18 protein-coding genes are annotated in these 23,153 nt (G+C 74.4%); 4 read left to right on the top strand and 14 right to left on the bottom strand.

Going from position 1 to position 23,153, the window contains the following annotated elements:
- Positions 1-6 precede the first annotated feature (6 nt).
- Genes SH587_RS02655 through SH587_RS02605 form a run of 11 tightly spaced genes read right to left on the bottom strand, consistent with a single transcriptional unit; the run spans position 7 to position 15,729 of the window.
- Positions 7-1,218, bottom strand: coding sequence for a cytochrome P450 (locus SH587_RS02655; protein WP_320669007.1), 1,212 nt, complete (start codon positions 1,216-1,218; stop codon positions 7-9).
- A gap of 7 nt (positions 1,219-1,225) precedes the next feature.
- On the bottom strand, positions 1,226-2,188 hold the full coding sequence (locus SH587_RS02650) for an NHL repeat-containing protein (RefSeq protein WP_320669006.1): 963 nt from the start codon (positions 2,186-2,188) through the stop codon (positions 1,226-1,228).
- Between the two features lie 2 nt (positions 2,189-2,190).
- Entirely contained in the window at positions 2,191-3,408 is a 1,218-nt protein-coding gene (fdhA, locus tag SH587_RS02645) for a formaldehyde dehydrogenase, glutathione-independent (protein WP_320669005.1), read from the bottom strand.
- Entirely contained in the window at positions 3,398-4,594 is a 1,197-nt protein-coding gene (locus tag SH587_RS02640; protein ID WP_320669004.1) for an ABC transporter ATP-binding protein, read from the bottom strand. Before SH587_RS02640 ends, fdhA begins: the two co-directional genes overlap by 11 nt.
- Before the next feature lie 37 nt (positions 4,595-4,631).
- Positions 4,632-5,513 carry a carbohydrate ABC transporter permease gene (locus tag SH587_RS02635; protein ID WP_320669003.1) on the bottom strand — a complete coding sequence of 294 codons (882 nt, stop codon included), beginning with the start codon at positions 5,511-5,513 and terminating at the stop codon, positions 4,632-4,634.
- Entirely contained in the window at positions 5,510-6,457 is a 948-nt protein-coding gene (locus SH587_RS02630) for a carbohydrate ABC transporter permease (protein ID WP_320669002.1), read from the bottom strand. The genes SH587_RS02635 and SH587_RS02630 overlap by 4 nt, the downstream gene beginning before the upstream one ends.
- 22 nt (positions 6,458-6,479) lie before the next feature.
- Complete coding sequence (locus SH587_RS02625) at positions 6,480-7,808, bottom strand: ABC transporter substrate-binding protein (RefSeq protein WP_320669001.1); 1,329 nt, start codon at positions 7,806-7,808, stop codon at positions 6,480-6,482.
- A 25-nt stretch (positions 7,809-7,833) separates the two neighbouring features.
- The gene (locus SH587_RS02620; protein WP_320669000.1) at positions 7,834-9,270 is read right to left on the bottom strand and encodes an L-fucose/L-arabinose isomerase family protein; all 1,437 of its coding nucleotides are present in this window, start codon (positions 9,268-9,270) and stop codon (positions 7,834-7,836) included.
- Positions 9,267-13,223: a glycosyl hydrolase family 2 protein gene (locus tag SH587_RS02615; RefSeq protein WP_320668999.1), complete on the bottom strand. Its 3,957-nt coding sequence runs from the start codon at positions 13,221-13,223 to the stop codon at positions 9,267-9,269. Before SH587_RS02615 ends, SH587_RS02620 begins: the two co-directional genes overlap by 4 nt.
- Positions 13,220-14,458, bottom strand: a complete 1,239-nt coding sequence (locus SH587_RS02610; RefSeq protein WP_320668998.1) for a cytochrome P450 — start codon at positions 14,456-14,458, stop codon at positions 13,220-13,222. The genes SH587_RS02615 and SH587_RS02610 overlap by 4 nt, the downstream gene beginning before the upstream one ends.
- A gap of 29 nt (positions 14,459-14,487) precedes the next feature.
- Positions 14,488-15,729 carry a cytochrome P450 gene (locus tag SH587_RS02605; RefSeq protein ID WP_320668997.1) on the bottom strand — a complete coding sequence of 414 codons (1,242 nt, stop codon included), beginning with the start codon at positions 15,727-15,729 and terminating at the stop codon, positions 14,488-14,490.
- A gap of 184 nt (positions 15,730-15,913) precedes the next feature.
- On the opposite strand from SH587_RS02605, the gene SH587_RS02600 reads away from it, so the two are divergent.
- The 3 genes from SH587_RS02600 (at position 15,914) to SH587_RS02590 (ending at position 18,905) form a co-directional block, all read left to right on the top strand.
- A complete protein-coding gene (locus SH587_RS02600) occupies positions 15,914-16,492 on the top strand; it encodes a TetR/AcrR family transcriptional regulator (protein WP_320668996.1) in 579 nt (192 codons plus the stop codon).
- 164 nt (positions 16,493-16,656) lie between these two features.
- Positions 16,657-17,922 (top strand): NADH:flavin oxidoreductase/NADH oxidase family protein, encoded by a 1,266-nt coding sequence (locus SH587_RS02595; RefSeq protein WP_320668995.1) that lies wholly within the window; start codon positions 16,657-16,659, stop codon positions 17,920-17,922.
- Positions 17,923-17,930: 8 nt separating this feature from the next.
- A complete protein-coding gene (locus tag SH587_RS02590; RefSeq protein WP_320668994.1) occupies positions 17,931-18,905 on the top strand; it encodes a PPOX class F420-dependent oxidoreductase in 975 nt (324 codons plus the stop codon).
- Here SH587_RS02590 and SH587_RS02585 read toward each other — a convergent pair whose 3' ends face one another.
- Positions 18,906-20,303, bottom strand: coding sequence for an MFS transporter (locus tag SH587_RS02585; protein ID WP_320668993.1), 1,398 nt, complete (start codon positions 20,301-20,303; stop codon positions 18,906-18,908).
- 69 nt (positions 20,304-20,372) lie between these two features.
- Here SH587_RS02585 and SH587_RS02580 point away from each other — a divergent pair, with 69 nt between their 5' ends.
- The gene (locus SH587_RS02580; protein ID WP_320668992.1) at positions 20,373-21,275 is read left to right on the top strand and encodes a LysR family transcriptional regulator; all 903 of its coding nucleotides are present in this window, start codon (positions 20,373-20,375) and stop codon (positions 21,273-21,275) included.
- A gap of 6 nt (positions 21,276-21,281) precedes the next feature.
- Here the strand turns inward: SH587_RS02580 and SH587_RS02575 are convergent, their stop codons facing one another.
- Positions 21,282-21,800: a GNAT family N-acetyltransferase gene (locus SH587_RS02575; RefSeq protein ID WP_320668991.1), complete on the bottom strand. Its 519-nt coding sequence runs from the start codon at positions 21,798-21,800 to the stop codon at positions 21,282-21,284.
- A gap of 81 nt (positions 21,801-21,881) precedes the next feature.
- Entirely contained in the window at positions 21,882-23,081 is a 1,200-nt protein-coding gene (locus tag SH587_RS02570; RefSeq protein ID WP_320668990.1) for a glycerophosphodiester phosphodiesterase, read from the bottom strand.
- Positions 23,082-23,153: the final 72 nt, after the last annotated feature.

Raw genomic sequence — 23,153 nt, 5'->3', positions numbered from 1 at the left:
CGACCCTCACCACCGCACCGGCAGCGCCGCGACGCCCAGCAGCAGGTGCTCGCCGCCGTGGAAGCGAACCTGCTCGGCGGGCACGTCGAGGGCCAGCCCCGGCAGCCGTTCGAGCAGCCGACGGAGGCCGATCCGCAGCTCCAGTCGCGCCAGGTGCTGGCCGATGCAGACGTGGCGGCCGTGGCCGAAGGCCAGGTGGCCGGCGGCGTCACGGCCCAGGTCGAGCAGGTCGGGATCGGGGAACCGCTCCGGGTCGCGGTTCGCCGCCGGCAGCGAGACGACCACCTTCTCCCCCGCCCGCACTGTCACCGCGCCGAGCGCGACGTCCTCGCTCGCCGTCCGCGAGAAGCTGCCCAGCTGCACGATCGAGAGGTAGCGCAGCAGCTCGTCGACGGCGCCGTCGACCAGCGTCGGATCGGCCCGCAGCGCCTGCCACCGCGAGCGCTCGCGGAGCAGGGCGAAGACCCCGACGGCCAGCATCGAGGCGGTGGTCTCGTGGCCGGCCTCGAACAGCTGGCGGGCGAGGCCGGCGATCTCGGCCTCGTCCAGCTCGCCCGCGGCGACGATCGCGCTCAGCAGATCGTCGCCCGGTTGCGCGCGCTTGGCCGCCGTGACCTGGCGGCAGTAGGCGGAGAACGCGGCCAGCGCCCGCCGCTTGGCCGCGGCGTCGGCGCGCGGGTCGACCAGCACCGCGCTCGGCCGCTCGAACCGCTCGCGGTCGCCGTCGGGGACGCCGAGCATCGCGCAGATCGAGCCCGAGGCCAGCGGCAGCGCGAAGGCCGTGAAGAGGTCGGCCGGCGGCCCCGCGGCGACCATCGCGTCCAGCCGCTCGGCCACGATCCGCTCGATCGCGGCGGCCCGCTCGCGGACGGCGCGGACGGTGAAGTGGCGGGCGGCGGCGCGGCGGACGCGGGTGTGCTGGGGCGGGTCGAGCCCGATCAGGACCCCGGCGCTCTCCGGCATCGCCTGCTCGATCCGCTCGATCTCGGCCAGCACCGCGTGGTCGCCGAGCGGCAGCACCCCGTCGGCGACCCGGAAGCGGGCGTCGACCAGCAGCGCCCGGCCGAGCGCGTAGCCGGTCACCAGCCAGCCGACCTGGCCGTCGGCGAACCGCAGGCGGCAGACCGGCGACCGCTCGCGCAGCGCGGCCAGCGCCGCCGGCGGCTCCAGCGGGTCGCTGCGCGCGCTCGGCAGCTCGATCGGCTCGCCCGCGGTCACGGCGGCCTCAGCCGAGCCGGACCAGGCGCCCGCCGAGCACCCACTCGGCGACGTGGATCCGGCCGTCGCCGTCGACCGCCAGCCCGTGGGGACTGTTGAAGGCCCCCGGCCGCAGCTCGGGGCGGACGCTGCGGCCGTCGCCGTCGAGCGCGTTCGGCCACCCGGGCCGCGCGGTCGCCGCCGCGTCGTCGCCGATCCGCTCGACCACGCGGTCGTCACCGTCGAGGATCGTCAGCCGCGCGTTCAGCTCCGCCACCACCAGCTGGTCGCCGCGCAGGGCCAGGCCGCTGGGCGCCCGCAGGCCCTCCTCGATCGACCGCAGGAAGCGGCCGTCGAGGTCGTAGGCCACGATCCGGTCGTTGCCGCGGTCGGTCACCAGCAGCCGCGGCGCGTCCGGTCGGCGGCGGTCGATCAGCAGCCCGTGCGGGCAGTCGAAGCGGCCGGCGCCCTCGCGGCCGTCGAGCGTCAGCCGCAGCTCGCCGCCGCGCGAGAGCCGGTGGACCAGCTCGGCGCCGTAGCCGTCGGCGACCCAGAGCGAGCCGTCGCCGTCGTCGTCGACCACCACCGTCGTCGGGCGGTAGAGCTGCTCGTCGTAGACCGGCGCGGCCGGGGTCGGCAGGGCGGCGATCGGGCGTCCGTCGAGCGCGAAGGCGACGACCCGGCCGTGTGTCTCGGAGAGCACCGCGTCGTGGACGCCGGCCGCGTCGCGGGCGAAGGTGATGCCGGGGTCGGCGACCCACAGCTCCTCGGCCTCGGGCGGGCCGGCGATCGTCAGCCCGTGGCCCTCGCCGAGGTCGCTCGCCCACTCCCCCACCAGCCGCCCGTCGCGGTCGAGGATCCAGAAGCGGTCGCCGCCGGAACGGAAGCCGACCAGCCGCTGGTCGGCGGTCACGGCCAGGTCGTGGTGGGCCCAGGCGTCGTCGCCGTAGAGCACGACGTCGGCCGCGACCCACTGCTGGTCCCAGGCCATCGTCAGCTCCGGACCATCCCGTGCGGGTCGATCACGTACTTGCGGGCCGCGCCCTGGTCGAAGTCCCCGTAGCCGCGCGGCGCGTCGTCGAGCCCGATCACCGTCGCGTTGACCGCCTTCGCGATCTGGGCCTTGTCGTTGAGGATCATCTGCATCAGGCCGTGGTGGTAGCGCATCACCGGGCACTGGCCGGTGGTGAAGCTGTGCGACTTCGCCCACCCGAGCCCGATCCGGATCGAGAGCGAGCCCTGCTTCGCGTCCTCGTCGACCGCGCCGGGATCGCCGGTCACGTAGAGCCCCGGGATGCCGAGCTTGCCGGCGGCGCGGGTCACGTCCATGATCGAGTTGAGGACCGTCGCCGGCGCCTCGTGGCCGGCGTCGCCGCCGTGGCCGCGGGCCTCGAAGCCGACCGCGTCGATCGCCGCGTCGACCTCCGGCACGCCGAGGATCTGCTCGATCTGGTCCTTCGGGTCGCCGGCCGAGACGTCGATCGTCTCGCAGCCGAAGCTGCGCGCCTGGGCCAGCCGCTCGGGGATCAGGTCGCCGACGATCACCACCGCCGCGCCGAGCAGCTGGGCCGAGTGGGCGGCGGCCAGGCCGACCGGGCCGGCGCCGGCCACGTAGACCGTCGAGCCCGAGGTGACGCCCGCCGTGACCGCCCCGTGGTAGCCGGTCGGGAAGATGTCGGAGAGCATCGTCAGGTCGAGGATCTTCTCCAGCGCCTGCTCCTTGTCGGGGAACTTGAGCAGGTTCCAGTCGGCGTACGGAACGACCGCGTACTCGGCCTGGCCGCCGACCCAGCCGCCCATGTCGACGTAGCCGTAGGCCGAGCCGGGACGGTCGGGGTTGACGCTCAGGCAGACGCCGGTGTCGCCGGTCTTGCAGCGCCGGCAGCGGCCGCAGGCGATGTTGAACGGCACCGAGCAGAGGTCGCCGACCTCGATGAACTCGACCCCGGGGCCGACCGCCACCACCTCGCCGGTGATCTCGTGACCGAGGATCAGCCCGGCGGGGGCGGTCGTGCGACCGCGGACCATGTGCTGGTCGGAGCCGCAGATGTTGGTGGTGACGCACTTGACGATCGCCGCGTGCGGCAGCTGGCGGCCGACGTTCGCCGGGTGGACCCCGGGACCGTCCTGCAGCTCGAAGGTCGGGAAGTCGATGCTGCGGACCTCGACCTGGCCCGGCGCGACGTAGGCGACGCCTCGGTTATCCGGCATGGATCGTCCTCTCGCTCTGGTGCTCGTCGGTGGTCGACCCGCCGAGCGCGAGCCCGCTCTCGGGATCGAAGAACTGCAGCCGGCTGGTGTCGACCGCCAGCTCGACCTGGTCGCCGGGGGCGAGCGGCCGGCGCGGGGCCAGCGCGGCGGTGAACAGCGCCCGCTCGTCGACCAGCAGCTGCTCGTCGCCGGCCTCCTCGGCCCCGACCGCGGCCTCGACGTCGACCCGCGGCGCGTCGACCGGGAAGATCGCGTGGATCTCGTCGCCGAGGTTCTCGACCACCTCCAGCCGCACCGACAGCCGCGGGGCGGCGGGGTCGGCGGCCTCGGCCAGCTCGAACGCCGACGGGCGGATGCCGGCGATCACCGGCGTGCCGTCGGCCGGCCGGCCGCGCTCGGGCAGCGGCAGCGCGTGGCCGCCGAAGCGGAGCGCGCCGTCGGCGACCTCGGCCTGGACCAGGTTGATCGTCGGGCTGCCGATGAACGACGCCACGAACAGGTTGCGGGGCTGATGGAACAGCTCCTGCGGGGTCCCGACCTGCTGGAGGGTGCCGTCGCGCAGCACCGCCACCCGCTGACCGAGGGTCATCGCCTCGGTCTGGTCGTGGGTCACGTAGACCGTGGTCACGCCGAGCCGCTCGTGCAGTCGCGCCAGCTCGGCCCGCATCGCGATCCGCAGCTTCGCGTCGAGGTTCGAGAGCGGCTCGTCCATCAGGAAGGCGGCCGGCTCGCGGACCATCGCCCGCCCCATCGCCACCCGCTGCCGCTGGCCGCCGGAGAGCTGGCCCGGCGTCCGCGACGCCAGCTCGGTCAGCCGCAGCATCCGCATCACCTCGTCGACCCGCTCGATCCGCTTGGCCTTCGGCACCTTGCGCAGCTTGAGCGCGAAGTGCAGGTTCTCGGCCACGGTCATCTGCGGGTAGAGCGCGTAGCTCTGGAAGACCATCGCGATGTCGCGGTCCTTCGGCGGCGCGTGGGTCGCGTCGGCGCCGTCGATCAGGATCCGGCCGGAGCTGGCGTCCTCGATCCCGGCGATCATCCGCAGCAGCGTCGACTTGCCGCAGCCGGACGGGCCGACCAGGACCAGGAACTCGCCGTCGGCGATCTCGAGCGAGATCCGGTCGACGGCGGCCGCCTCGGCCTTCGGGAAGGCCTTGGTCACTTCGTGCAGCTGGATCGAGCCCATGGCGTCTCCCTCGGGGTTGCAGTGGTCGTGGAACGGGTCACTTGATCGCTCCCGTGGTGAGGCCGCGGGCGAGGTCGCGCTGGAAGAAGAAGAAGATCAGCAGCGGCGGGACCATCGACATCATCAGGCCGGCGGAGACGATCCCCAGGCTCTGGTCGAAGTGGGCCTGGAACTGGCCGATGCCGACCATCATCGTCCGCTCGGGCTCCCGCTGGAGCAGCACCAGCGAGTAGAGGAACTCGTTCCAGAGGAACAGGAAGTTGAGCGTCATCAGGGTCAGCAGGCCCGGCCGCACGAGCGGCAGCACCACCGACCAGAGCGTCCGCAGCGGACCGGCCCCGTCGAGCATCGCCGCCTTCAGCAGCTCGCTCGGGACCGAGCGCATGAACGACGCCAGCAGGAAGATGCTGAACGGCAGCTGGAGCGCCCCGTAGGCGAGGATCAGCCCCAGCCGGTTGTTGAGCAGCCCGACGTCGAGCACCGACTTGAAGATCGGGATCACGATCGCCGCCGGCGGCAGCGCCATCAGCCCGGCCACGATCGCCAGCGTCGTCCGCCGGAGCGGGAACTCGAAGTGGACCAGCGCGTAGGCGGCCAGGCAGGACAGCACCGTCAGCAGCAGCACCGACGGCACCACCACCAGCAGCGAGTTGAGCGCCAGCTTGCCGATCTCCATCTCGCTGAAGGCGCGCGAGATGTTGTCGAAGGTCAGCTCCCGCGGCAGCCCGCCGGGCGAGCGGCGGTAGTCCTCGGAGGTCCGCAGCGCCGTCGAGAGCAGGAAGAAGAGCGGGTAGATCGTCGAGGCGGCGAGCGTCGCGAAGATCACCCAGGTCGCCGCCCGCCGGCCGCGGCGGCCGATCCGGGCGGCGGCGCCGGGGACGGCGAAGGTCCGTCCGACCGCCGTCGGCTGGCTGCTCATCGGATCGCCTTCCTGCGTCCCCGCAGCAGCGCCACGGCGAGACCGGACACGGCGCCGATCACGACCACCAGCGCGACCGCGACGGCACTGGCGTAGCCGAGGTTGCCGTTGTCGAACGCCTCTTGGTACAGGTAGAAGTCGACGGTCGCCGTCGAGAATCCCGGTCCACCCTCGGTCAGGGTGTAGATCAGCGGGAAGAACGCCGTGAACGACAGGATCACGATGATGATCGCCCAGAACTGGATCACCGGGCGCATCTGCCAGAAGATCACGTGACGCTGGATCTGCCAGCGCGAGGCGCCGTCGACGCGGGCCGCGTCCTCCAGCTCGCCGTCGAGGTTCGAGAGCGCGCTGAGGAAGATCAGCACCCCGATCCCGAGCGTCCACCAGATCACGATCACGATCACCACCGGCAGCGCGATCCCCGGGTCGTTGGTCCACTCGCGGGCCAGCCCGCCGAGCCCGATCGTCCGCAGCAGCCCGTTGAAGGGGCCGTTGGGGTCGAGGAACATCCCGTAGTAGACGCCGATCACCACCGGCGACAGGACCACCGGCAGGAAGAAGGCGAAGCGGAAGAACCGCCAGCCCCAGATCTTGCGGTGGAGGCCCCAGGCGAGGCTGTACGGGACCGCGATCCAGATCGGCAGGACCGCGATGATGATCAGGTTGTGGGTCAGCGCCTGCGTGAAGCGGTCGTCGCCGACCAGGTCCTTGAAGTTGTCGAGCCCGATCCACTTCGGATCGGAGAAGCCGTCCCAGTCGGTGAAGGCCAGGCGGACGGCCTCGGCGGCCGGGAACACCATCAGCCAGATCAGCAGCGCCAGCGCCGGCGCGAGCAGCAACAGCGGGGTCGCGCGGGTGGCGACGCGGCGCAGGCGGGTGCCCCGGACGGGCCCGCGCAGCGGCGCGGGCCCGTCGATCGATGGGGTTTCCGGAGCGGTCATCGGGTCCGTGGACGGGGTCCGTCTACCGGTTGACCTTGTCGGCCGTCGCCTGGATCGACTTCAGCATGTCCTCCAGCGAGCGCCGGCCCTGGAGCCACTCCTTGGCCTCGGTGTTCATCGTCTGCGTGACCTGGCTGGGAACCAGCACGTCGGTCGCGATGAAGGTCGGCTCGTCGCGGTACCAGTCGCGGATCTGGCGGGCCTGCGGCGGGGCGTCCGCGGGCAGCGGCACGTCCTTGCGGTTGGGGATCTCGCCGGTCAGGTCGAAGAGCATCAGGATCGCCTCCTTGCTCGCCATGAAGTCGATGTACGCCCAGGCGGCGTCCTTGTTCTCGGCGAACTTCGGGATCGACCAGGCCCACTCGGCCTGCATCGAGACGTACTTGCTGCCCGGCGGCAGGAACATGCCGACGTTCTCCTCGCCCAGCGCCTTGTTGAAGTCGCCCCAGTAGGCGGTGTTGGTCGAGCCGCCGAGGACCATCGCGCCCTTGCCGTCGGCGAAGCGCAGGTAGCCGTCGTTGAAGAACGGGGTGGTGAAGCGGTCCTTCTCGAACAGCCCGGCCTTCTGCATCATCTCCTCGGGCCCGAAGGTCCGGGCGACGGCCGGATCGGTGAAGGGCAGCTTGCCCTCGGCCAGCGCGACCGCCTGCTCCTTGGTGTTGAAGGTGGGCCACGCCATGTGCCACCACCACTGCGACTCGTAGCCCTCCTTGTTGCCGCCGGTGAACGGCTGGACGCCGGCCGCCTTCAGCTTCAGGCCCGCGTCGCGCAGCTCCTCCCAGCTCTTCGGCTGGAAGTCGGCGGGCAGGCCGGCCTTCCGGAAGAGCTTCTTGTTGTAATAGAACATGAAGTCGGTCTGGGCGATCGGCACGCCGTAGTGCGGGCCCTCGACCGCGTAGCCCGGGGTGACCGTCTCCCAGCCGCTCAGCTGCTGCTGCATCTCCGGCGTGATCCGGTCGTTCAGCTCCTCAAGGCCCTTCTGGAACTGCCGCAGGCTGCCGGCGTTCGGCATCATCATCACGTCGGGTCCCTGGCGGCCGGTGAACGCCGCCTGCTGCAGCGCCGAGTACTCGCCGAGCGGCTGCGCGACGTGCTCGACCTCGACGTTCGGGTACTTGCGCTTGAACGCCGCGTCGAGCTGCGGAACCGCCTTCGTGTAGCTCGGGAACGACTTGTAGAAGACGTCCCAGACGACGATCTTGCCCTTGACGGACGCCGGGCTCGGCGGGCCGGCCGACCCGCCGCCACCGCCGCCGCCCTTGTCGTCGTTCGACCCTCCGCAGCCGCTCGCGAAGACGCCGAGTGCGCCGACGAGCGCCAATGTGCAGACCCACTTCAGCCAGGTCCTCATGTCCTCTCCTCCATTCGGGTGACCCTCATCGAACTTCCGTGCACGGCAGGTCGAGCAGCTGGGCGATCCGCCGGACGTCCTGCGCCCGGTGGCCGACGCCGAGCGCGACGTGGTGCGTCGGTCCCTCCGCGCACCAGGCCTCGAAGAACTCGGCCGGCGGCCGCGAGAACCGCAGCCGCGAGTTGGTGTTGCCGATCCGGAAGGTGGCGCCGGGCACCGACTCCCCCTCCGCGACCAGCAGCTTCAGGCGGCCGTCGGCCGTCTGCGTGCAGCCGACGATCGTGATCGGCCCGTAGCGCACGCGGCACTCGACCGAGAGCCCGCTGCCCCGCTTGCCGTGGTACAGCTTGAGATTGCGCAGCGTCGGCCGTCCCTCGGCGATCGCGACGTGCGCCGGGCCGTCGTGGCCCATCAGCGTGAACTGCTCGTCGAAGTCGAGCGCGTAGAACTCGGTGTACGAGCCGCCGGCGCCGAGCCGGTCGAGCAGCAGCTGGGCGACGTTGGTCTTCAGGTCGCCCTCGCCGGCGGTCGGGATCCCGCGCGCGGTCAGCAGCGAGTTGCCGACGATCACGCCGGCTCCCAGCCGCTCGGCCTCGTTGCCCCCGACGCCGCGGTAGTAGTAGGTCAGCGCGTCGAGGTCGAAGTCGGCCACCAGCCGGTCGAGCCCGACCGCCACCCGCGCGCTCCAGTCGAGCGCGTCGTCGTCGATCGGCGCCGCGATCGGGTCCGACGACGGGTCGGCCCAGTCGAAGCCGGCCCGGATCTGCTCCAGCTTGGCCGCGACCTCGGCCGGCTCGGCGGCGGCGACGCGGGTCGCCAGGTCGTCGATCTCCAGCACCTCGACGTGGGCTCCGAGGTCGGCGTGGAAGGCCGTGAAGTCCGAGTACATGTCGAGCATGCCGGCGTAGACGTGGCCCATGAATCCCAGCCGCGCGTTGCGCAGCGAGCGGACCACGCCGGCCGCCCGCACCCACGAGCCGATCTTGTCCCAGGCCCGGTCGTCGCCGTCGATCGTGCCCGCGACCGTGTCGTACGGGATCCGGCAGCGGACGCAGGCGCCGGCGATCTCCGGCACGCAGCAGGCGGCGCAGTTGGCCAGCCACTCGGCGGTGCCGGTGTTCTCGTAGTCGAGGCTCGGCGTCGGCTGGAGCCCGGCCAGCAGCACCGGCACCCCGGCCCGCTGGAGGGTCGGGATCACCTGCGACGAGGTCGCGTAGGTGACCGCGTGGCAGATCACCAGGTCGACCCCGGCCGCGGCGAAGGCGTCGCCGGCGGCGCGGGCGCCCGGCGCGTCGTCGACCAGCCCGGCCGAGACGACCTCGGCGCCGAGCTGGCGGACGCGCTCCTCGACCCGCCGCTGGTAGCCCTCGCAGCGCTCGCGGAGCCCCGCGAACTGGGGCCAGTAGGCCGCCAGGCCGATCCCGAAGACGCCGACCTTCGCCGGCTGCGACCTCACGCTCATTCCGCCTCCTCGCGGGCCGCCCCGCCGGTCGCCAGGGTCACGGGGCCGAGCAGCCCCGATCGCGTCTGGCCGGCGAGGACGTAGTGGCTGGGGCTGACCGCGTCGAGGTGCGGCCCCAGCGTGTTCAGGACCAGGATCTCCAGGGTCGAGCCGGGCCCGGCCGCGAACGCGAAGCGGTAGGGCGAGCAGACGCGGACGCCCACCCGCTCGCCGTCGACGAGCAGCTCGGCGGTCCCGCGCACGCGCCCCAGGTCGAGCTCCATCGGGCCGGCCGCGACGTCGTCGGCGAGCGTCCGCCGGTAGCGGACGCCGCCGCTGTGGCTGGTCAGCCCCTGCTGCTGCCAGTCGCCCAGCTCGACCCGTCCGGGGCCGGTCGCGAACCGGATCGGGGCGGCCAGCACGCCGCCGCCGCACAGCCCGGGGGCCGGCGCGATCGCCAGCTCGACGGGCCGCGGACCACGGTCGCCGTCGGGCAGCTCGATCAGCGCCGGCGCCCCGGGGGCGGCCGGGCCGAGCGCGACCGGGTCTCCGTCGACCCGCAGGCCCAGCAGTCGGCAGCCGGCCGCCGGCGCGACCGCGATCCGCCGCGCGCCGGGCGGCGCGGTCAGGCGCAGGCGCTGGGTCGGGCTCTGGGCCGCGATCCGCGCGTCGATCGCCAGGCCGGCGTCGGCTCCGGCGCGGTCCGGCTCCAGCCAGACCGCCTCCGGCAGCGGGTGAGGCCGCTTCCAGAGATGGGTGTGGGCGAGGTCGCCCGACTGCACGTAGTGGCCGTCGCGGGCGCTGATCAGGCCGGCCGGCGCGCGCCGGACCTCGAGCGGGACGGGCACGCCGTCGCGCTCGCCGCGCCAGCCGCGGTCGCTGTGCAGCCGCAGCTCGCCGCTCGCGGTGGTGACGACCAGGTCGGCCTGGGCGGCCGGGCTGACGTGGCCGACGTCGTCGACCTCGATCCGCAGCTCGTGGCGGCCGGCGGTCAGGCCGCCGAGGTCGTAGTAGGCCAGCTCGTCGCGCGGGCCCTCGATCTCCGCCTTGTAGCCGGCGTGGCGGCCCAGCTCGCGGCCGTCGAGCAGCACCCGGCAGGGGCCGCTGCCGCCGATCAGGGCGGTCGCCGCGACGGCGTCCTCGTCCAGCTCGATCGTGCGGCCGAAGGCGACGACCGAGCGCGCCCGGGCCGGGCCGGCGACCCGGATCCAGTCGGGGGTCAGCGAACCGGCGACGTCGGCGACGAAGCCGAAGCTGGCCCGCAGGTCGAGCGTCTCGTCGGCCGTCAGCCGCAGGTCGAGCGGCGTCGGACCGGCGGCGACGGCGATCCGGGCGTGGGCCAGGTAGCCCTCGTCGACCAGCTCCAGCGGCCGGCCGTCGAGCCACGCCCGCTTGCTCGCCACGCCGCCGATCACCAACGTCGTCTCGCCGGCGGTCGCGGCGTGGACGACGGTCCTCACGTGGACCGCCTGGCCGCGCTCGACCGGGCCGAAGCGCAGGAACTCCTCCGGCACGCGGCCGCTGGGGCCGAGCGAGTGGCGGTGGATCGGGTCCTTGCGGATCCCGCGCGAGGGCGACCAGACCGCGTCCCGCCAACCGTCGTGCGGCTCGGTGCCGGGCGCGGGCAGCGCGTCGGGGGCGGCCGGGCCGGTCCAGCGGGCGCGGGCGCCGAAGGTCGCGTGGGCGGGGACCCACTCGCCGTCCTGCTCGTGCTCGAAGCTCCAGGCCTCGATCGGCAGCTCGGCCGGCGGCGCGTCGAGGTCGCCCCACTGGTCCTCGAGCGTCGCCTCCAGCTCGACCTCCCAGGGCCCGTCGAGGACCGCCGGCGCGCCGAGCGCGGCCGGCTCGGCGGGCAGCTCGTCGTCGCGGCCCCAGACCAGCAGCGCGGCCGGACCGTCGTCGAACGGCACCCGCACCCGGACCCCGTCGGCGGTCGGCTCGGCGGCCAGCGGGCGGCGGCGGCCGGAGAACGGCTCCCACAGCTGCGGCGCGCCGCGGACGCCGGTAACGACGATGTCCCGCTCGCGGGCCCAGCGGTCGGGCGCGAAGTCGATGTCGACCGCCAGCCAGTCGAAGACCGGGTCGGGGTCCTCCTTCGCCTTCCCGACCACGCTCGCCCGCGGGAAGACGGCGGGGACGAACAGCACCAGCTCGTCGCCGGCGCGGCGGCAGAGGGTCGGGACGTCGGCGCGGACCGTGGCCGGGGCGTCGGCGAGCGCGGTGGCCAGATCCTCGGCCCGCTCGACCCGGCGGGCGTCGCCGCGGTCGAACCGCCGCCGCAGCTCCGTGACCGGCGCGTCGTCCTCGCGCGCCCCCGCCGCCGACGCCGGCAGCGGGCCGACGGCGATCAGGTCGCCGCCGCCGTCGACGAACTCGACCAGCCGGCGGGCGGTCGCCTCCTCGAGCACGACGCAGGCCGGCAGGATCAGGGTCCGGTAGCGCTCGCCGTGGTGGGCGAGCGTCCCCGCGACGACCTCGGCGCCGGCGACGCTGTCGTCGTCGAGCACGTCGAAGTCGCGCCCGAGCTGGTCGAGCACGCCGGGGGCGGTGTCGAACCAGGTCATCCGGCCGCTGATCCGGTGGTAGACCGCGCAGGCCGCCTCGCCCTCCGCCAGCACCGTCCCGTCCGGGGTCAGCGCCGCCTGCGCGGTCGCCGCCGGGAAGAGCACGGCGACGTCGCAGTCGTGGGTGCCCCAGGAGAGGACGCTGCAGAGACGGGCGACGGCGCGCGCGAACTGCAGGTGGTGGGGCCAGTAGGGCTGGCGCCAGTCGGTCGCCGGCGGCGCCCACTCCCACCAGCCGTGGTGAGTCGAGTAGTAGGTGGCGTGGGGGTCGTAGAGGTTGGCCCCCGCGCCCAGCCACGGCAGCAGCCAGTCGAAGGTCTCCTCCAGCGTGCCGCCCCAGCCGCTGGAGTGGAACGACTCGATCCAGACCCGCTCGTGGCCGTAGGCGTGGGCCATCGACGAGTGCAGCTTGGCGTCGCCGTGGTGGTCGGAACCGGGCACGCTGAACCAGCGGTGGGTCCGCAGGTAGTCGCCGTAGAGCCGGCTCGACCCGGCCGGGTCGCCGTCCCGGGCGCCGTAGTCCTGGTCGAACGCCGACAGCATCCGGTGCTGCTCGTGCCATTCGTGGAGCGGCACGAAGAAGGCCTCCTCGGCCAGCTTCCCGCGCACGTGGTGGAAGTCGCGCCGGACCCGGCCGCTGTCGGGCGCCAGGTCCTCCCACAGCTCGGCCAGCCGCGGGATCAGGTCGTAGCCGGCGATCGCGCGGAAGCGCTCGGGGAAGGCCGGCGACCAGTTCTGGATCGGCGGCAGCTCGTCCTGGAACGAGCCGACGATCACGCTCCCCAGGTACTCCGGCACCCGCTGCTCGAAGCCCGCGAAGGCGACCCGGATCAGCTGCTCGCAGGCCGGTCGCGAGAGGAAGTCGAGGCCGCGTGGCACCGTGTAGAAGAGCATCAGCCGGCCGTCGCCCTCGGCCGACGCGCCGCGCTCGTCCGGCTCGACCGCGCGGACGCGGCCGTCGCGATCCACGAAGGCCGCCGCGACCACCGCGCCGGCCGGCGGGCAGGCGACGGTGCCGCGTCCGTCGACGTCGACGACCACCCGCTCCAGCACCAGCCCGGTCGCGCCCGGGTCCTCGGCGATCACCTCGCCGAGCAGGTTGGCGCCGCCGTGGCCGATCTGGTCGTAGAGCCAGAGCGAGACGCCCAGCTCCTCGGCGTCGCGGCAGACGCCCGTGAAGATCTCCCACCAGCGGTCGGAGAAGAGCGCCGGGTCGTCGCGGGTCTTGCCCATCTCCGGCACGGTCGGGAGCAGGTTCATCACGACCAGGTTCAGCGCCCCGCCGGCCGCCAGCCGCTCCATCTGCCAGCGCAGCCGGGCCGGGTCCAGCCGCTCGCCGCTCCACCACCAGATCGGGGTCGGGAAGAAGCGGCGGTCGGGCGCCTGGAAGCGCTCCAGCAGCGGCGTCATCGTTCCCGCCAGGTGACCGGCAGCGACTCGACGCCGTACATCTGGTGCTCGCCGCCGAAGAAGCGGATCTGCTCCAGCGGCACGGCGAGGTCGAGGGTCGGGAACCGCTCGAGCAGCCCGCGCAGCGCGAGCTTCAGCTCCAGCCGGGCGAGGTGCTGGCCGATGCACATGTGGCGGCCGTGGCCGAAGGCCAGGTGACCGGCGGCGTTGCGGCCGAGGTCGAGCTGCTCGGGGTCGGGGAACTTCTCGGGATCGCGGTTGACGACCGGGATCGAGACGACGACCGTCTCCCCCTTCCGGATCACCACGTCGCCCAGATCGACGTCCTCGTCGGCGGTCCGCGCGAAGCTGCCCAGCTGCAGGATCGACAGGTAGCGGAGCAGCTCCTCGACCGCGTTGCCGACCAGCGACGGGTCGGCGCGCAGCGCCTCCCAGCGGGAGCGGTCGGCGAGCAGCGCGATCACCCCGAGCGAGAGCTGCGAGGCGGTCGTCTCGTGCCCGGCCTCGAACAGCTGGCGGGCGAGGCCGACGATCTCGTCCTCGCTCAGCTCGCCCTGCTGGACCAGGTCGCTGAGGATGTCGGCCTGCGGCGCCGCGCGCTTCTCGGCCACCACCTGGCGGCAGTAGTCGTAGAACGAGACCAGCGCCGCCCGCTTCTGCTCGGCGTCGAGGTGCGGGTCGGCGAGGATCGCGCTCGGCTGCTCGAAGCGCTCGCGGTCGGCGGGCGAGACACCGAGCTGCTGGCAGATGCTGAACGACGAGACCGGCAGCGCGAACTCCGTCACCAGGTCGATCGGGCCGCCGGCGGCCTCGATCGCGTCGAGCCGGTCGGCGACGATCCGCTCGATCGCCTGCTCCTGCTCGTGGACGGCGCGGACGGTGAAGTACTTGGCCGCGGCGCGCCGGATCCGCGTGTGCTGCGGCGGGTGGAGCATGATCAGCACGCCCTGGCTCTCGGGCGTGCTCTGCTCGATCCGGTCGACCTCGGCCAGCATCTCCGGATCGCCGAGCGGCAGCGTGACCGGGTCGACCCGGAAGCGGTTGTCGACCATCAGCGTGCGGGCCAGCGCGTGGCTGGTCACCAGCCAGCCGGCGCGGCCGTCGGAGAACCGCAGCCGCGAGATCGGCGCCCGCTCGGCCAGCGCTCGCAGGCCCGGCGGCGGATCGAGCACGGCGACGCGCTCGGTCGGGTGGTCGACCGGGGTCGTCGCGGCCGCTGCCCACTTGCACTCCATGGCGGTCCTCTCTCCGTCCTCGCTCGCCGTCACCAGGTCACCGGCAGTCGCTTGACGGCGAACGTGACCTCGCCCTCGCCCGAGAAGAGCGGGTCCTCGCCGGGCGCCAGCGCCAGCTCGGGGAAGCGCTCGAACAGCCGCGAGAGGCCGACCCGCAGCTCCAGCCGCGCCAGGTGCTGGCCGCTGCAGACGTGGACGCCGTGGCCGAAGCCGATCTGGCCCTTGCCCCCGCGCCGCAGGTCCAGCTCGTCGGGACGCGGGAACCGCTCGCCGTCGCGGTTGGCGCCGAGCAGCGAGACCGAGACCCACGAGCCCCGCTCGATCGTCACCCCGTCGAGCTCGACGTCGTCGGTCGCGGTGCGGGTCAGCGCGCCGACGTTGAAGACGGTCAGGTAGCGCATCAGCTCCTCGACCGCCGGCTTCATCAGCGTCGGGTCGCTGCGCAGCAGGGCCAGCTGGTCGGGGTGGGTGAGGAGCGCGAAGACGCCGGTCGAGATCATCGACTCGGTGGTCTCGACCCCAGCCACGAACAGCAGCACCAGCAGGCCGACGATCTCCTCGTCGTCGAGCGTGCCGCCCTCGATGATGTCGCTGATCAGGTCGTCGCCCGGCTCGCGGCGCTTGCGGGCCACGACCTCGATCAGGTAGTCGCGGAACTGGCGGGTGGCGGCGATCACCTCGTCGGCGCTGAGCGTCGGGTTGCGGTTGGTCTCGCCGATCAGCTCCAGCATCGGGATGTCGTCCTCGGGCACCCCGAGCAGCGCGCACTGGCTGCGGAACGAGATCGGGGCGGCGAAGGTCCGGACCAGGTCGGCGGGCCGGCCGGCGGCCGCGACGTCGTCGAGGCAGCGACCGACGATCTCCTGCACCCGGTCCTCGAAGAGCTCGACGCTGCGGAGCGCGAAGCGCGGGTTGATCGCGTGCCGGAAGCGGGTGTGCTCCGGCGGGTCCATCGTCAGCATGTCGCCGCGCAGCAGCCCCTCCTCGCGCATCATCGCGATCACGGCGTCGTGCTTCGACGGCTCGACGGTGTGCAGCGGCGGGATCTCCCGCAGCGAGAAGCGCGGGTCCTTCAGCACCGACCGGGCGGCGTCGTAGCCCGTCACCAGCCAGCCGACCTCGCCGCCCTTGAAGCGCAGGCGGTGGAGCGACTCGCCGTTGCACAGCAGCTGCTCGAGCGCCGCGGGCGGGTGGAAGATCCGCTCCCGCGCCATCGAGAGGGTGATCGCGTCGCCCTGCTCTGCGGTCGCGTCTCGTGCGATGCGGCTCATGACGAGCGACCCTATTTCAACGTTTCAATTCGGTCAAGTCTATGGACCAAATTCCGATCGTCGTCGTCGAAGCGAGGGGACCGCGGGCACGGCGCGGGGGCCCCGTGCCCCCGAGAGCCTACCCGCGCCGAAGCCCGTTCGCGACGTTTCCCGACGGCCCTGTGCCTATCCTGGAACGGACGCCGTGCCGAGAACCTCCGACGCCCGCAACCGGATGATCCACGCCGCGGTCCCGCTGCTGCAGCGCTGCGGCGTGCTCGGGACCGCGTTCTCCGACGTGCTCGCCAAGAGCGGCGCGCCGCGCGGCTCGGTCTACCACCACTTCCCCGGCGGCAAGGCCCAGCTCGCCGAGGAGGCGACCAGCCACGCCGGCCGCGCGATCAGCGCCGGGCTGGCGGCGACGCTGGCCGACGACCCGCTGGCCGCGATCGACCGGATCGTCGACCTCTGGCGCGAGATCGCCCGCGCCAGCGACTACGACGCCGGCTGCGCGGTCGCCGCCGGTGCGCTCGACCCCGACCCCGACTCGGGCGCCCGCCCGGCGGCCGCGGCCGCCTTCGCCGACTGGCAGCGGCAGATCGCGGCGGCGCTGGTCGCCCACGGGGTCGACGACGAGTCGGCGGCCGCCTTCGCCGCCACCGCGGTGGCGGCGATCGAGGGCGCGGTGATCCTCGCCCGCGCCGAGCGCAGCGACCGGCCGCTGCGGCAGGTCGCCGCGACGCTGCGGCAGGTCGCCGCCGCGCAGCTCGACGGCGCCCGCTGATTCCCCGCGACTCGTGACGTTCCGGTCGTCCAGCGACCGGAACGTCGCAGGCGAGCGGCGGCGAGCTGCTCGCGATCAATCCCTACCCACCAGTAGGTCACTGTGGTACGTTCCGGCCGCTCCGCTATGTATGCCTCTCTGCATAGAACGTGAAAGGACCCCCCATGGCCGCCACCGTCGGCACCGCCGCCCTGACCGACCCCCTGACCGTCCCCTGCGGCCAGACCATCCCCAACCGGCTGATGCGCTCGGCCCTCAGCGAGGCGCTGGCCGACCCCGACGGCCGGCCCTCGGGTGGGCTGGCGCGGCTCTACGGCCGCTGGTCGCAGGCCGGTACCCACGGCCTGATCGTGACCGGCAACGTGATGGTCGACCGCCGCCACCTGGGCGAGCCCGGCAACGTCGTCGTCGAGGACGACCGCCACCTGGACGCGCTCGCCGCCTGGGCCGCCGCCGGCCGGATCGGCGGCAACCGGCTGTGGATGCAGATCAACCACCCCGGTCGCCAGGCGAGCCCGCTGGTGACCGGCAACCGGTCGGTCGCGCCGAGCGCGGTCGCCTCGAAGCTGCCCGGGTACACCACCCCGCGGGCGCTCTCCCACGACGAGATCGAGGAGATCGTCGGCCGCTACGCCGCCTGCGCGGCGGTCGCCCAGCGGGCCGGCTTCGACGGCGTCCAGCTGCACGGCGCCCACGGCTACCTGATCTCCCAGTTCCTGTCGCCGCTGGTCAACCAGCGCGACGACGCCTGGGGCGGCGATCCGGAGCGGCGGATGCGGTTCGTGCTCGAGGTCCTGCGGGCGGTGCGGGCCGCGGTCGGCGACGACTTCCCGGTCGCGATCAAGCTCAACTCGGCCGACTTCCAGCGCGGCGGCTTCGACGAGCAGGAGTCGATGGCGGTCGTCGACCGGCTCGCGAGCGAGGGCGTCGACCTGGTCGAGGTCAGCGGCGGCACCTACGGCACGCCGGCGATGATGGGCAAGGTCGAGCGCGAGAGCACCCGCCAGCGCGAGGCCTACTTCCAGACCTACGCCGAGGAGGTGCGACGGCGGACCCCGGGCCTGCCGCTGGCCCTGACCGGCGGCTTCCGGACCCGGACCGGGATGCAGGCCGCGCTCGACGACGGTGCCTGCGACCTGGTCGGCCTCGGCCGCGCGCCCTGCGTCGACCCGGACGTCGGCGTCGAGCTGCTGGCCGGCCGCCGCGAGCACGCCCCGGTCGGCGACCGCCGGATCGGCCTGCGGCCGCTGCTCGGCCTGGTCACCGACCTGCGGCCGCTCGACGGCGCGATCGACCTCCAGTGGCACACCGACCAGCTGCACCGGATGGCGGCCGGCGACGAGCCGGACCCGAGCCGCCCCTGGTTCCTGACCGCGCTGCGGATGCTGCGCCGCTTCGGCACGGCCGGCCTGCGCCCGAAGCGCGGGTGACGCGGCCGATGGCCTCCTCCCCCACCACCACCGTCGTCGTCCGGCGCCGGATCGACGCGCCGGCGGCGGCCGTCTTCGCCGCCGCGACCAGCGTCGGCACCTACGCCTCGCTGGCGGCGATCCGGTCGGCCCGGGTCGTCGCCCCCGGCCGCGGCGACGGCGACCTGACCGACGCGGTCCGCCGGATCGACCTGCGGGCGCTGCGCTTCGACGAGCGGATCGAGGAGTGGCGGCCGCCGCAGCGGATGGCCTACCGGATCGAGCGCTCGTGGCCGCTGCCGATCGCCGACCAGCACGGCACGCTGGTGGTCGTCGACCGGCCGGACGGCGCCGAGGTCACCTGGACGTCGAGCTTCCGGCTCGCGGTCCCGCTGCTCGGGCGGCCGCTGACCTGGGCGGCGCGGCCGCTGACGGCGATCGGCTTCCGGGTCGTCCTCGCCCGCGCGGCCCGGCTGGCCGCGGCCGGCGTGGCGCCGACCGCGCGACCGGGCCGCCGCGGCGCGCTCACGCGGCGGCTGCTGAAGGCGGCCAAGCGGCCGATGGACGGCGCCCGCTCGCCGCGCGCCGCGTCGGTGCTCGACCAGCCGCCGCGCCACGACCCGACGTTCGCCGTCCTCGACGGCCGCACACACGCGCTGCTCGTCACCTACAAGCGCGACGGCTCGGCGGTCCCGACCCCGGTCTGGTTCGCGCGCGACGGCGAGCGGGTCGTCGTCTGGACCGAGGTCGGCGCCTTCAAGGCCAAGCGCCTGCGTCGCGACCCACGGGCGCTGCTCGCCCCCTGCGACCCCCGCGGCGCGCCGCTCGGGCCGGCGGTCGCCGCCCGCGGACGGGTCCTGACCGACCCGGCCGAGCGGACCCGCGCCGCGACGGTCGTCCGCCGCAGCTGGAACCTGGGCCAGCGGCTGTTCGAGCGAGCATCGCGGCCGCTGACCGACGTCCACTACCTGGAGCTGGTGCCGGCCGGGCCGGAGGGCGGCTGATCAGGCGGCGTCGCCAACCGTGCAGGCGCTCGTGCGCGGCGCGGGCGGGCGCCGCAGGACGACGGCGATGGCGGCGGCCAGCCCCAGCAGCAGGCCCGCGGCGAGCACGACCGCGATCCGCAGGCCGTCCGCGAAGCTGGCGCCGGCGACCAGCGCCCCGAAGCTCGCGACGCCGAGCGCGCTGCCCAGCTGGCGGGTCGCGTTCTGGAGTCCGGCCGCGGCCCCGGTCGCCGCCGCCGGCACGACCGACAGCAGCACCACCGGCAGCGCCGAGGCGGTGAATCCCGACGCCAGCCCCGCCGGCGCGAGCAGCAGCGCGATCGCCCAGACCTGCAGCTCCGGCGCCGCCGCCAGCAGCAGCAGGCCGCCCGCGCTGCCCGCCGCTCCCAGCGCCAGCAGCCGCGCCGGTGCCGCGCGCCGCATCGCCCGGCCGAAGCTGGCGTTGCCGAGCGGGGCCAGCAGCGCGAAGGGCAGGAAGGCGACGCCGGCCAGCAGCGGCGACAGGCCGTGGCGCTGCTGGAAGAGCAGGCCGAAGGCGAACAGCGCACCGTAGATCGCGACGCTGAAGGCGGCTCCGCCGGCGAGCACGACCACCGCCAGCCGGCTGCGGAGCAGGGCCGGCGGCACCACCGACGCCCGGCCGGCCCGTTCGAGCGCGACCAGCACGGCGATGGCGATGGCCGCGGCGAGCAGCGGCAGCAGCGCCGCGGGCGCGACCGGAGAGCGGTGCCCGGCCTCGACGATCGCCACCGTCAGCAGCGCGCCCGCGACGACGGCCAGCAGCTGCCCGCGCCCATCGATCGCGGCCGGCGAGCGGGGCGTCTCGCGCATCCGCACCGTCGCCCAGAAGGCGAGCGCTCCGGGTAGCACGTTGAGCAGGAAGACCCACCGCCAGCCGAGCCCGCTGGTCAGCGCGCCGCCGACGAGCGGACCGAACGCGATCCCGAGCGAGGCGACGGCCGACCAGGCCGAGATCGCGCGGGCGCGGCGCGCCTCGTCGGGCTGGGTGTGGCGGACGAGGGCCAGCGAGGCGGGCAGCGCGATCGCCGCCGTCGCCCCCTGGAGGACCCGGGCAACGATCAGCGCTCCGGCCGACGGAGCGGCGGCGCAGAGCAGCGAGGCGAGCACGAACCCGGCGATCCCGATCCGGAACGCGCGGCGGGCGCCGATCCGGTCGCTGACGGCACCGGCGGCGAGCAGGCCGCCGGCGAGCGCGATCAGGTAGCCGTCGACGATCCACTGCAGGCCCTGGAGGGAGCCGTCGAGCGCGGCACCGATCCGCGGCAGCGCGACGTTGACCGCGGTCGAGTCGAGGATCACGAGGAAGAACCCGACCGACGCGGCGACGACGGTCAGCGGCTCGGCGAGCGGCGGCGGGGAGGCGGAGCGACGGGCCATGGATCGAGTCTGGGCCGCGATCGGCCGTCCCGGAAATGCCGATCGGCCGCCGATCTATGATCGCCGTGCATGAGCGTGGAGCTGCGGCTGCTGGAGGCGTTCGTCGCCGTCGTCGACGAGGGCACGTTCACGGCCGCGGCCGCCCGGCTGACCCTCAGCCAGCCCGCCCTGAGCCGCCGGATCGTGCAGCTGGAGCGGCTGGTCGGCGGGCCGGTGCTCCAGCGCACGACCCGCGCCACCGACCTGACGGCGGCCGGCGAGGCGCTGCTGCCCCACGCCCGCGCGGCCCTCCGCAGCGCCGAGGCGGGCGCGCTGGCCGCCCGGGCGGTCGCCGGCGGTGGGCGGACGCTGCGGGTGCTGCTCAGCCGCCACGGCGACGGCCGGGTGGTCGGCCTGGCGATGGCGCGCCTGCGCGAGCAGCAGCCGCGGGTCCGGGTCGACGTCGCCCGGGGCAGCTCCCGCGAGGCGATCGACGCGCTCCGTCACGGCCGCGTCGACGTCGCCTTCGCCCGAGCGCTGCCGGAGGGCGACCTCGACGGCCTCGACGCCGAGCTGGTGCTGCGCGAGGCGCTGCTGGCCGTGCTGCCCGCGAGCCATCCGCTGGCCGCGCTCGACGTGGTGCCGCTCGCCCGCTTCGCCGCCGAGCCCGCGGTCTTCTTCAACAGCGACGACCTCTGCAGCCGCCGTACCGTCCGCGAGGTCTGGGGCCAGGACGCGACCGTCCCCGACGTCGCGGTCGCGCTGCGGCCCGACGTCGACGCGATGGTCGACGAGGTGGCGATCCGCGGCGACGCCGTCACGATCGCCTACCCGGCCGACGAGGCCCGCGCCGCCTCGCTCGGCCTCGTCCTGCGGCCGCTGGCGCCCGAGGTCGACCGGCCGCTCTACCTGCTCCAGCGCAGCGACGACGAGCGCCGGCAGGTGACCGCGTTCGTCGCGCTGGTGCGGACGACGGCGGGCCCGCGCCGCTGACCCCGCTCAGCTCTCGGCGGACCGCGGCGCCCGCAGCTCCTCGGCCAGCAGGTCGAGCAGCAGGCCGTCCGCCCACGCGCCGCTGGCCGGGTCGCGCCAGTAGCGGCGCAGCACCCCGACCCGCCGGAAGCCGAGCCGCTCGTAGGCCCGGATCGCGCGCTCGTTGGCCGCGGCCGGGTCGATCACCAGCCGGTGGTGGCCCTCCTCGTCGATCAGGTGGCGGGCCAGCAGGTGGATCGCCTCGGGGCCGATCCCGCGGCCCTGGGCGGCGGTGGCGACGAACAGGTCGAGCCCGGCGTGGCGGAACTCCGGGTCCTCCTCGGCGTAGGCCTGGATCAGCCCGACCAGCTCGCCGGCGACCACGATCGCCCAGGCGCGGGTGCCGTCCTCATCGGTCCAGGCCCACTCGTCCTCGGGCGACCACCAGCGGGCGACCGACGGCTCGCGCACGATCGCCCGCAGCCGCTCGCCGTCCGCCGGCGCGACCGGCCGCAGGGTCACGCGCTCGCCGCCGATGATCGTCATCGCGGCGATCCTAGGCGGCCGCCCCCGCCGCGCGCGACGTTCCGGTCGTCCGGCGACCGGAACGTCACGCGCGGTGGGCGGTCAGCGGCCGCCGCGACCGCGGCCCGGCCGACCGGCCTCGAACGCGCGCACCGCCGCGACCCCGATGTCCGGGTTGTCGGTGAAGACCGCGTCGACGCCCAGCCGCAGGAACTGGGTGATGTAGCCCCGGAGGTCGCCCGGGGTCGCCGGGTCGCTGCCGTTGCGGCGCTCCAGCGGCAGGAACGAGTTCTCGCGCCGGAAGGTCCAGACCACCACCGGCAGCCCCGCCCGGTGCGCGTCGGCCACGAACGAGGTCGGCGGCAGCGAGCGGCCGCTGGCGTCGCGGGGCACGATCCAGGCCGTGTTCGGCGAGACCGCGTCGGCGTAGCGGGCGATCCCGCGCAGGCCGGCCGGGGTCGCCAGGTCGGCGTAGGTGGTCGTCCCGCCGGCGGCCGCGACGTCGGCCGGCTGGCCGCTGGCGTCGAGCAGCTGGACCGTCCGGACCTTCGCGTGGCGGTCGAGCCAGCGCAGGTTGGCGACCTCGAACGACTGGACGATCACCGGCGAGCGGCGGTTGTCGAGCCGGTTGCGCCGCAGCACGTCGACCAGCGCCCGCTCGGGGTCGAAGCCGATCCCGTGGAAGTAGGTCGAGTGCTTGATCTCGGGCGCGATCGCGATCGTGCGGCCGGTCCGGCGGCTGGCGTCGCGGGCGATGTCGATCACCTCCTGGAAGGTCGGCACCTTCCAGCGGCCGTCGTACTGGACGTTCTGCGGCCGCAGCGCCGGCAGCCGCTCCTTGGCCCGCAGCGTCCGCAGCTCGGCGAGGGTGAAGTCCTCGGTGAACCAGCCGGTCACCGACTGGCCGTCGATGGTCTTCGTCCGCTTGCGGTCGGCGAACTCGGGCCGGGCGGCGACGTCGGTGGTGCCCGAGATCTCGTTCTCGTGGCGGTCGACGAGCACGCCGTCCCTGGTCGACACCAGGTCGGGCTCGATCACGTCGGCGCCCTGCTGGATCGCCAGCTCGTAGGCGCCCTCGGTGTGCTCGGGCCGGTAGCCGCTGGCGCCGCGGTGGGCGTAGACGGCGCGCTCACGGAGGCTGCCGAGGTTGCCGCCGCTGTGGGCCCAGCGGTCGCCGCCGTCGGCGTCGGCGGAGGCGGCGCCGACCGCGGTCACCGCGAGCGAGACGAGGACGGCGCCGACCGCGGCCAGGGAGCGGCGGCGGCGCGGGGACGGGTGGGGGATGGCGATGGAATCACGCACGCCGCCAGTGAACCGCCGCGCCGGCGGCCTGGTGTGACCCGCGGGTGAAGGCCGTCCGCCACCGGCTGCCGC

This window comes from Patulibacter defluvii, assembly GCF_034096925.1.
Classification (GTDB): domain Bacteria; phylum Actinomycetota; class Thermoleophilia; order Solirubrobacterales; family Solirubrobacteraceae; genus Patulibacter; species Patulibacter defluvii.
The sequence above is the reverse complement of the archived record's forward strand: the minus strand, read 5'-3'. Positions and strand labels throughout refer to the sequence as shown.

Bases quoted from the DNA above. Each gene is read 5' to 3' on its own strand.
- SH587_RS02650 (WP_320669006.1), bottom strand. From the start codon at position 2,188: ATGGCCTGGGACCAGCAGTGGGTCGCGGCCGACGTCGTGCTCTACGGC.
- fdhA (WP_320669005.1), bottom strand. From the start codon at position 3,408: ATGCCGGATAACCGAGGCGTCGCCTACGTCGCGCCGGGCCAGGTCGAG.
- SH587_RS02640 (WP_320669004.1), bottom strand. From the start codon at position 4,594: ATGGGCTCGATCCAGCTGCACGAAGTGACCAAGGCCTTCCCGAAGGCC.
- SH587_RS02635 (WP_320669003.1), bottom strand. From the start codon at position 5,513: ATGAGCAGCCAGCCGACGGCGGTCGGACGGACCTTCGCCGTCCCCGGC.
- SH587_RS02630 (WP_320669002.1), bottom strand. From the start codon at position 6,457: ATGACCGCTCCGGAAACCCCATCGATCGACGGGCCCGCGCCGCTGCGC.
- SH587_RS02625 (WP_320669001.1), bottom strand. From the start codon at position 7,808: ATGAGGACCTGGCTGAAGTGGGTCTGCACATTGGCGCTCGTCGGCGCA.
- SH587_RS02620 (WP_320669000.1), bottom strand. From the start codon at position 9,270: ATGAGCGTGAGGTCGCAGCCGGCGAAGGTCGGCGTCTTCGGGATCGGC.
- SH587_RS02615 (WP_320668999.1), bottom strand. From the start codon at position 13,223: ATGACGCCGCTGCTGGAGCGCTTCCAGGCGCCCGACCGCCGCTTCTTC.
- SH587_RS02610 (WP_320668998.1), bottom strand. From the start codon at position 14,458: ATGGAGTGCAAGTGGGCAGCGGCCGCGACGACCCCGGTCGACCACCCG.
- SH587_RS02605 (WP_320668997.1), bottom strand. From the start codon at position 15,729: ATGAGCCGCATCGCACGAGACGCGACCGCAGAGCAGGGCGACGCGATC.
- SH587_RS02595 (WP_320668995.1), top strand. From the start codon at position 16,657: ATGGCCGCCACCGTCGGCACCGCCGCCCTGACCGACCCCCTGACCGTC.
- SH587_RS02590 (WP_320668994.1), top strand. From the start codon at position 17,931: ATGGCCTCCTCCCCCACCACCACCGTCGTCGTCCGGCGCCGGATCGAC.
- SH587_RS02585 (WP_320668993.1), bottom strand. From the start codon at position 20,303: ATGGCCCGTCGCTCCGCCTCCCCGCCGCCGCTCGCCGAGCCGCTGACC.
- SH587_RS02580 (WP_320668992.1), top strand. From the start codon at position 20,373: ATGAGCGTGGAGCTGCGGCTGCTGGAGGCGTTCGTCGCCGTCGTCGAC.
- SH587_RS02575 (WP_320668991.1), bottom strand. From the start codon at position 21,800: ATGACGATCATCGGCGGCGAGCGCGTGACCCTGCGGCCGGTCGCGCCG.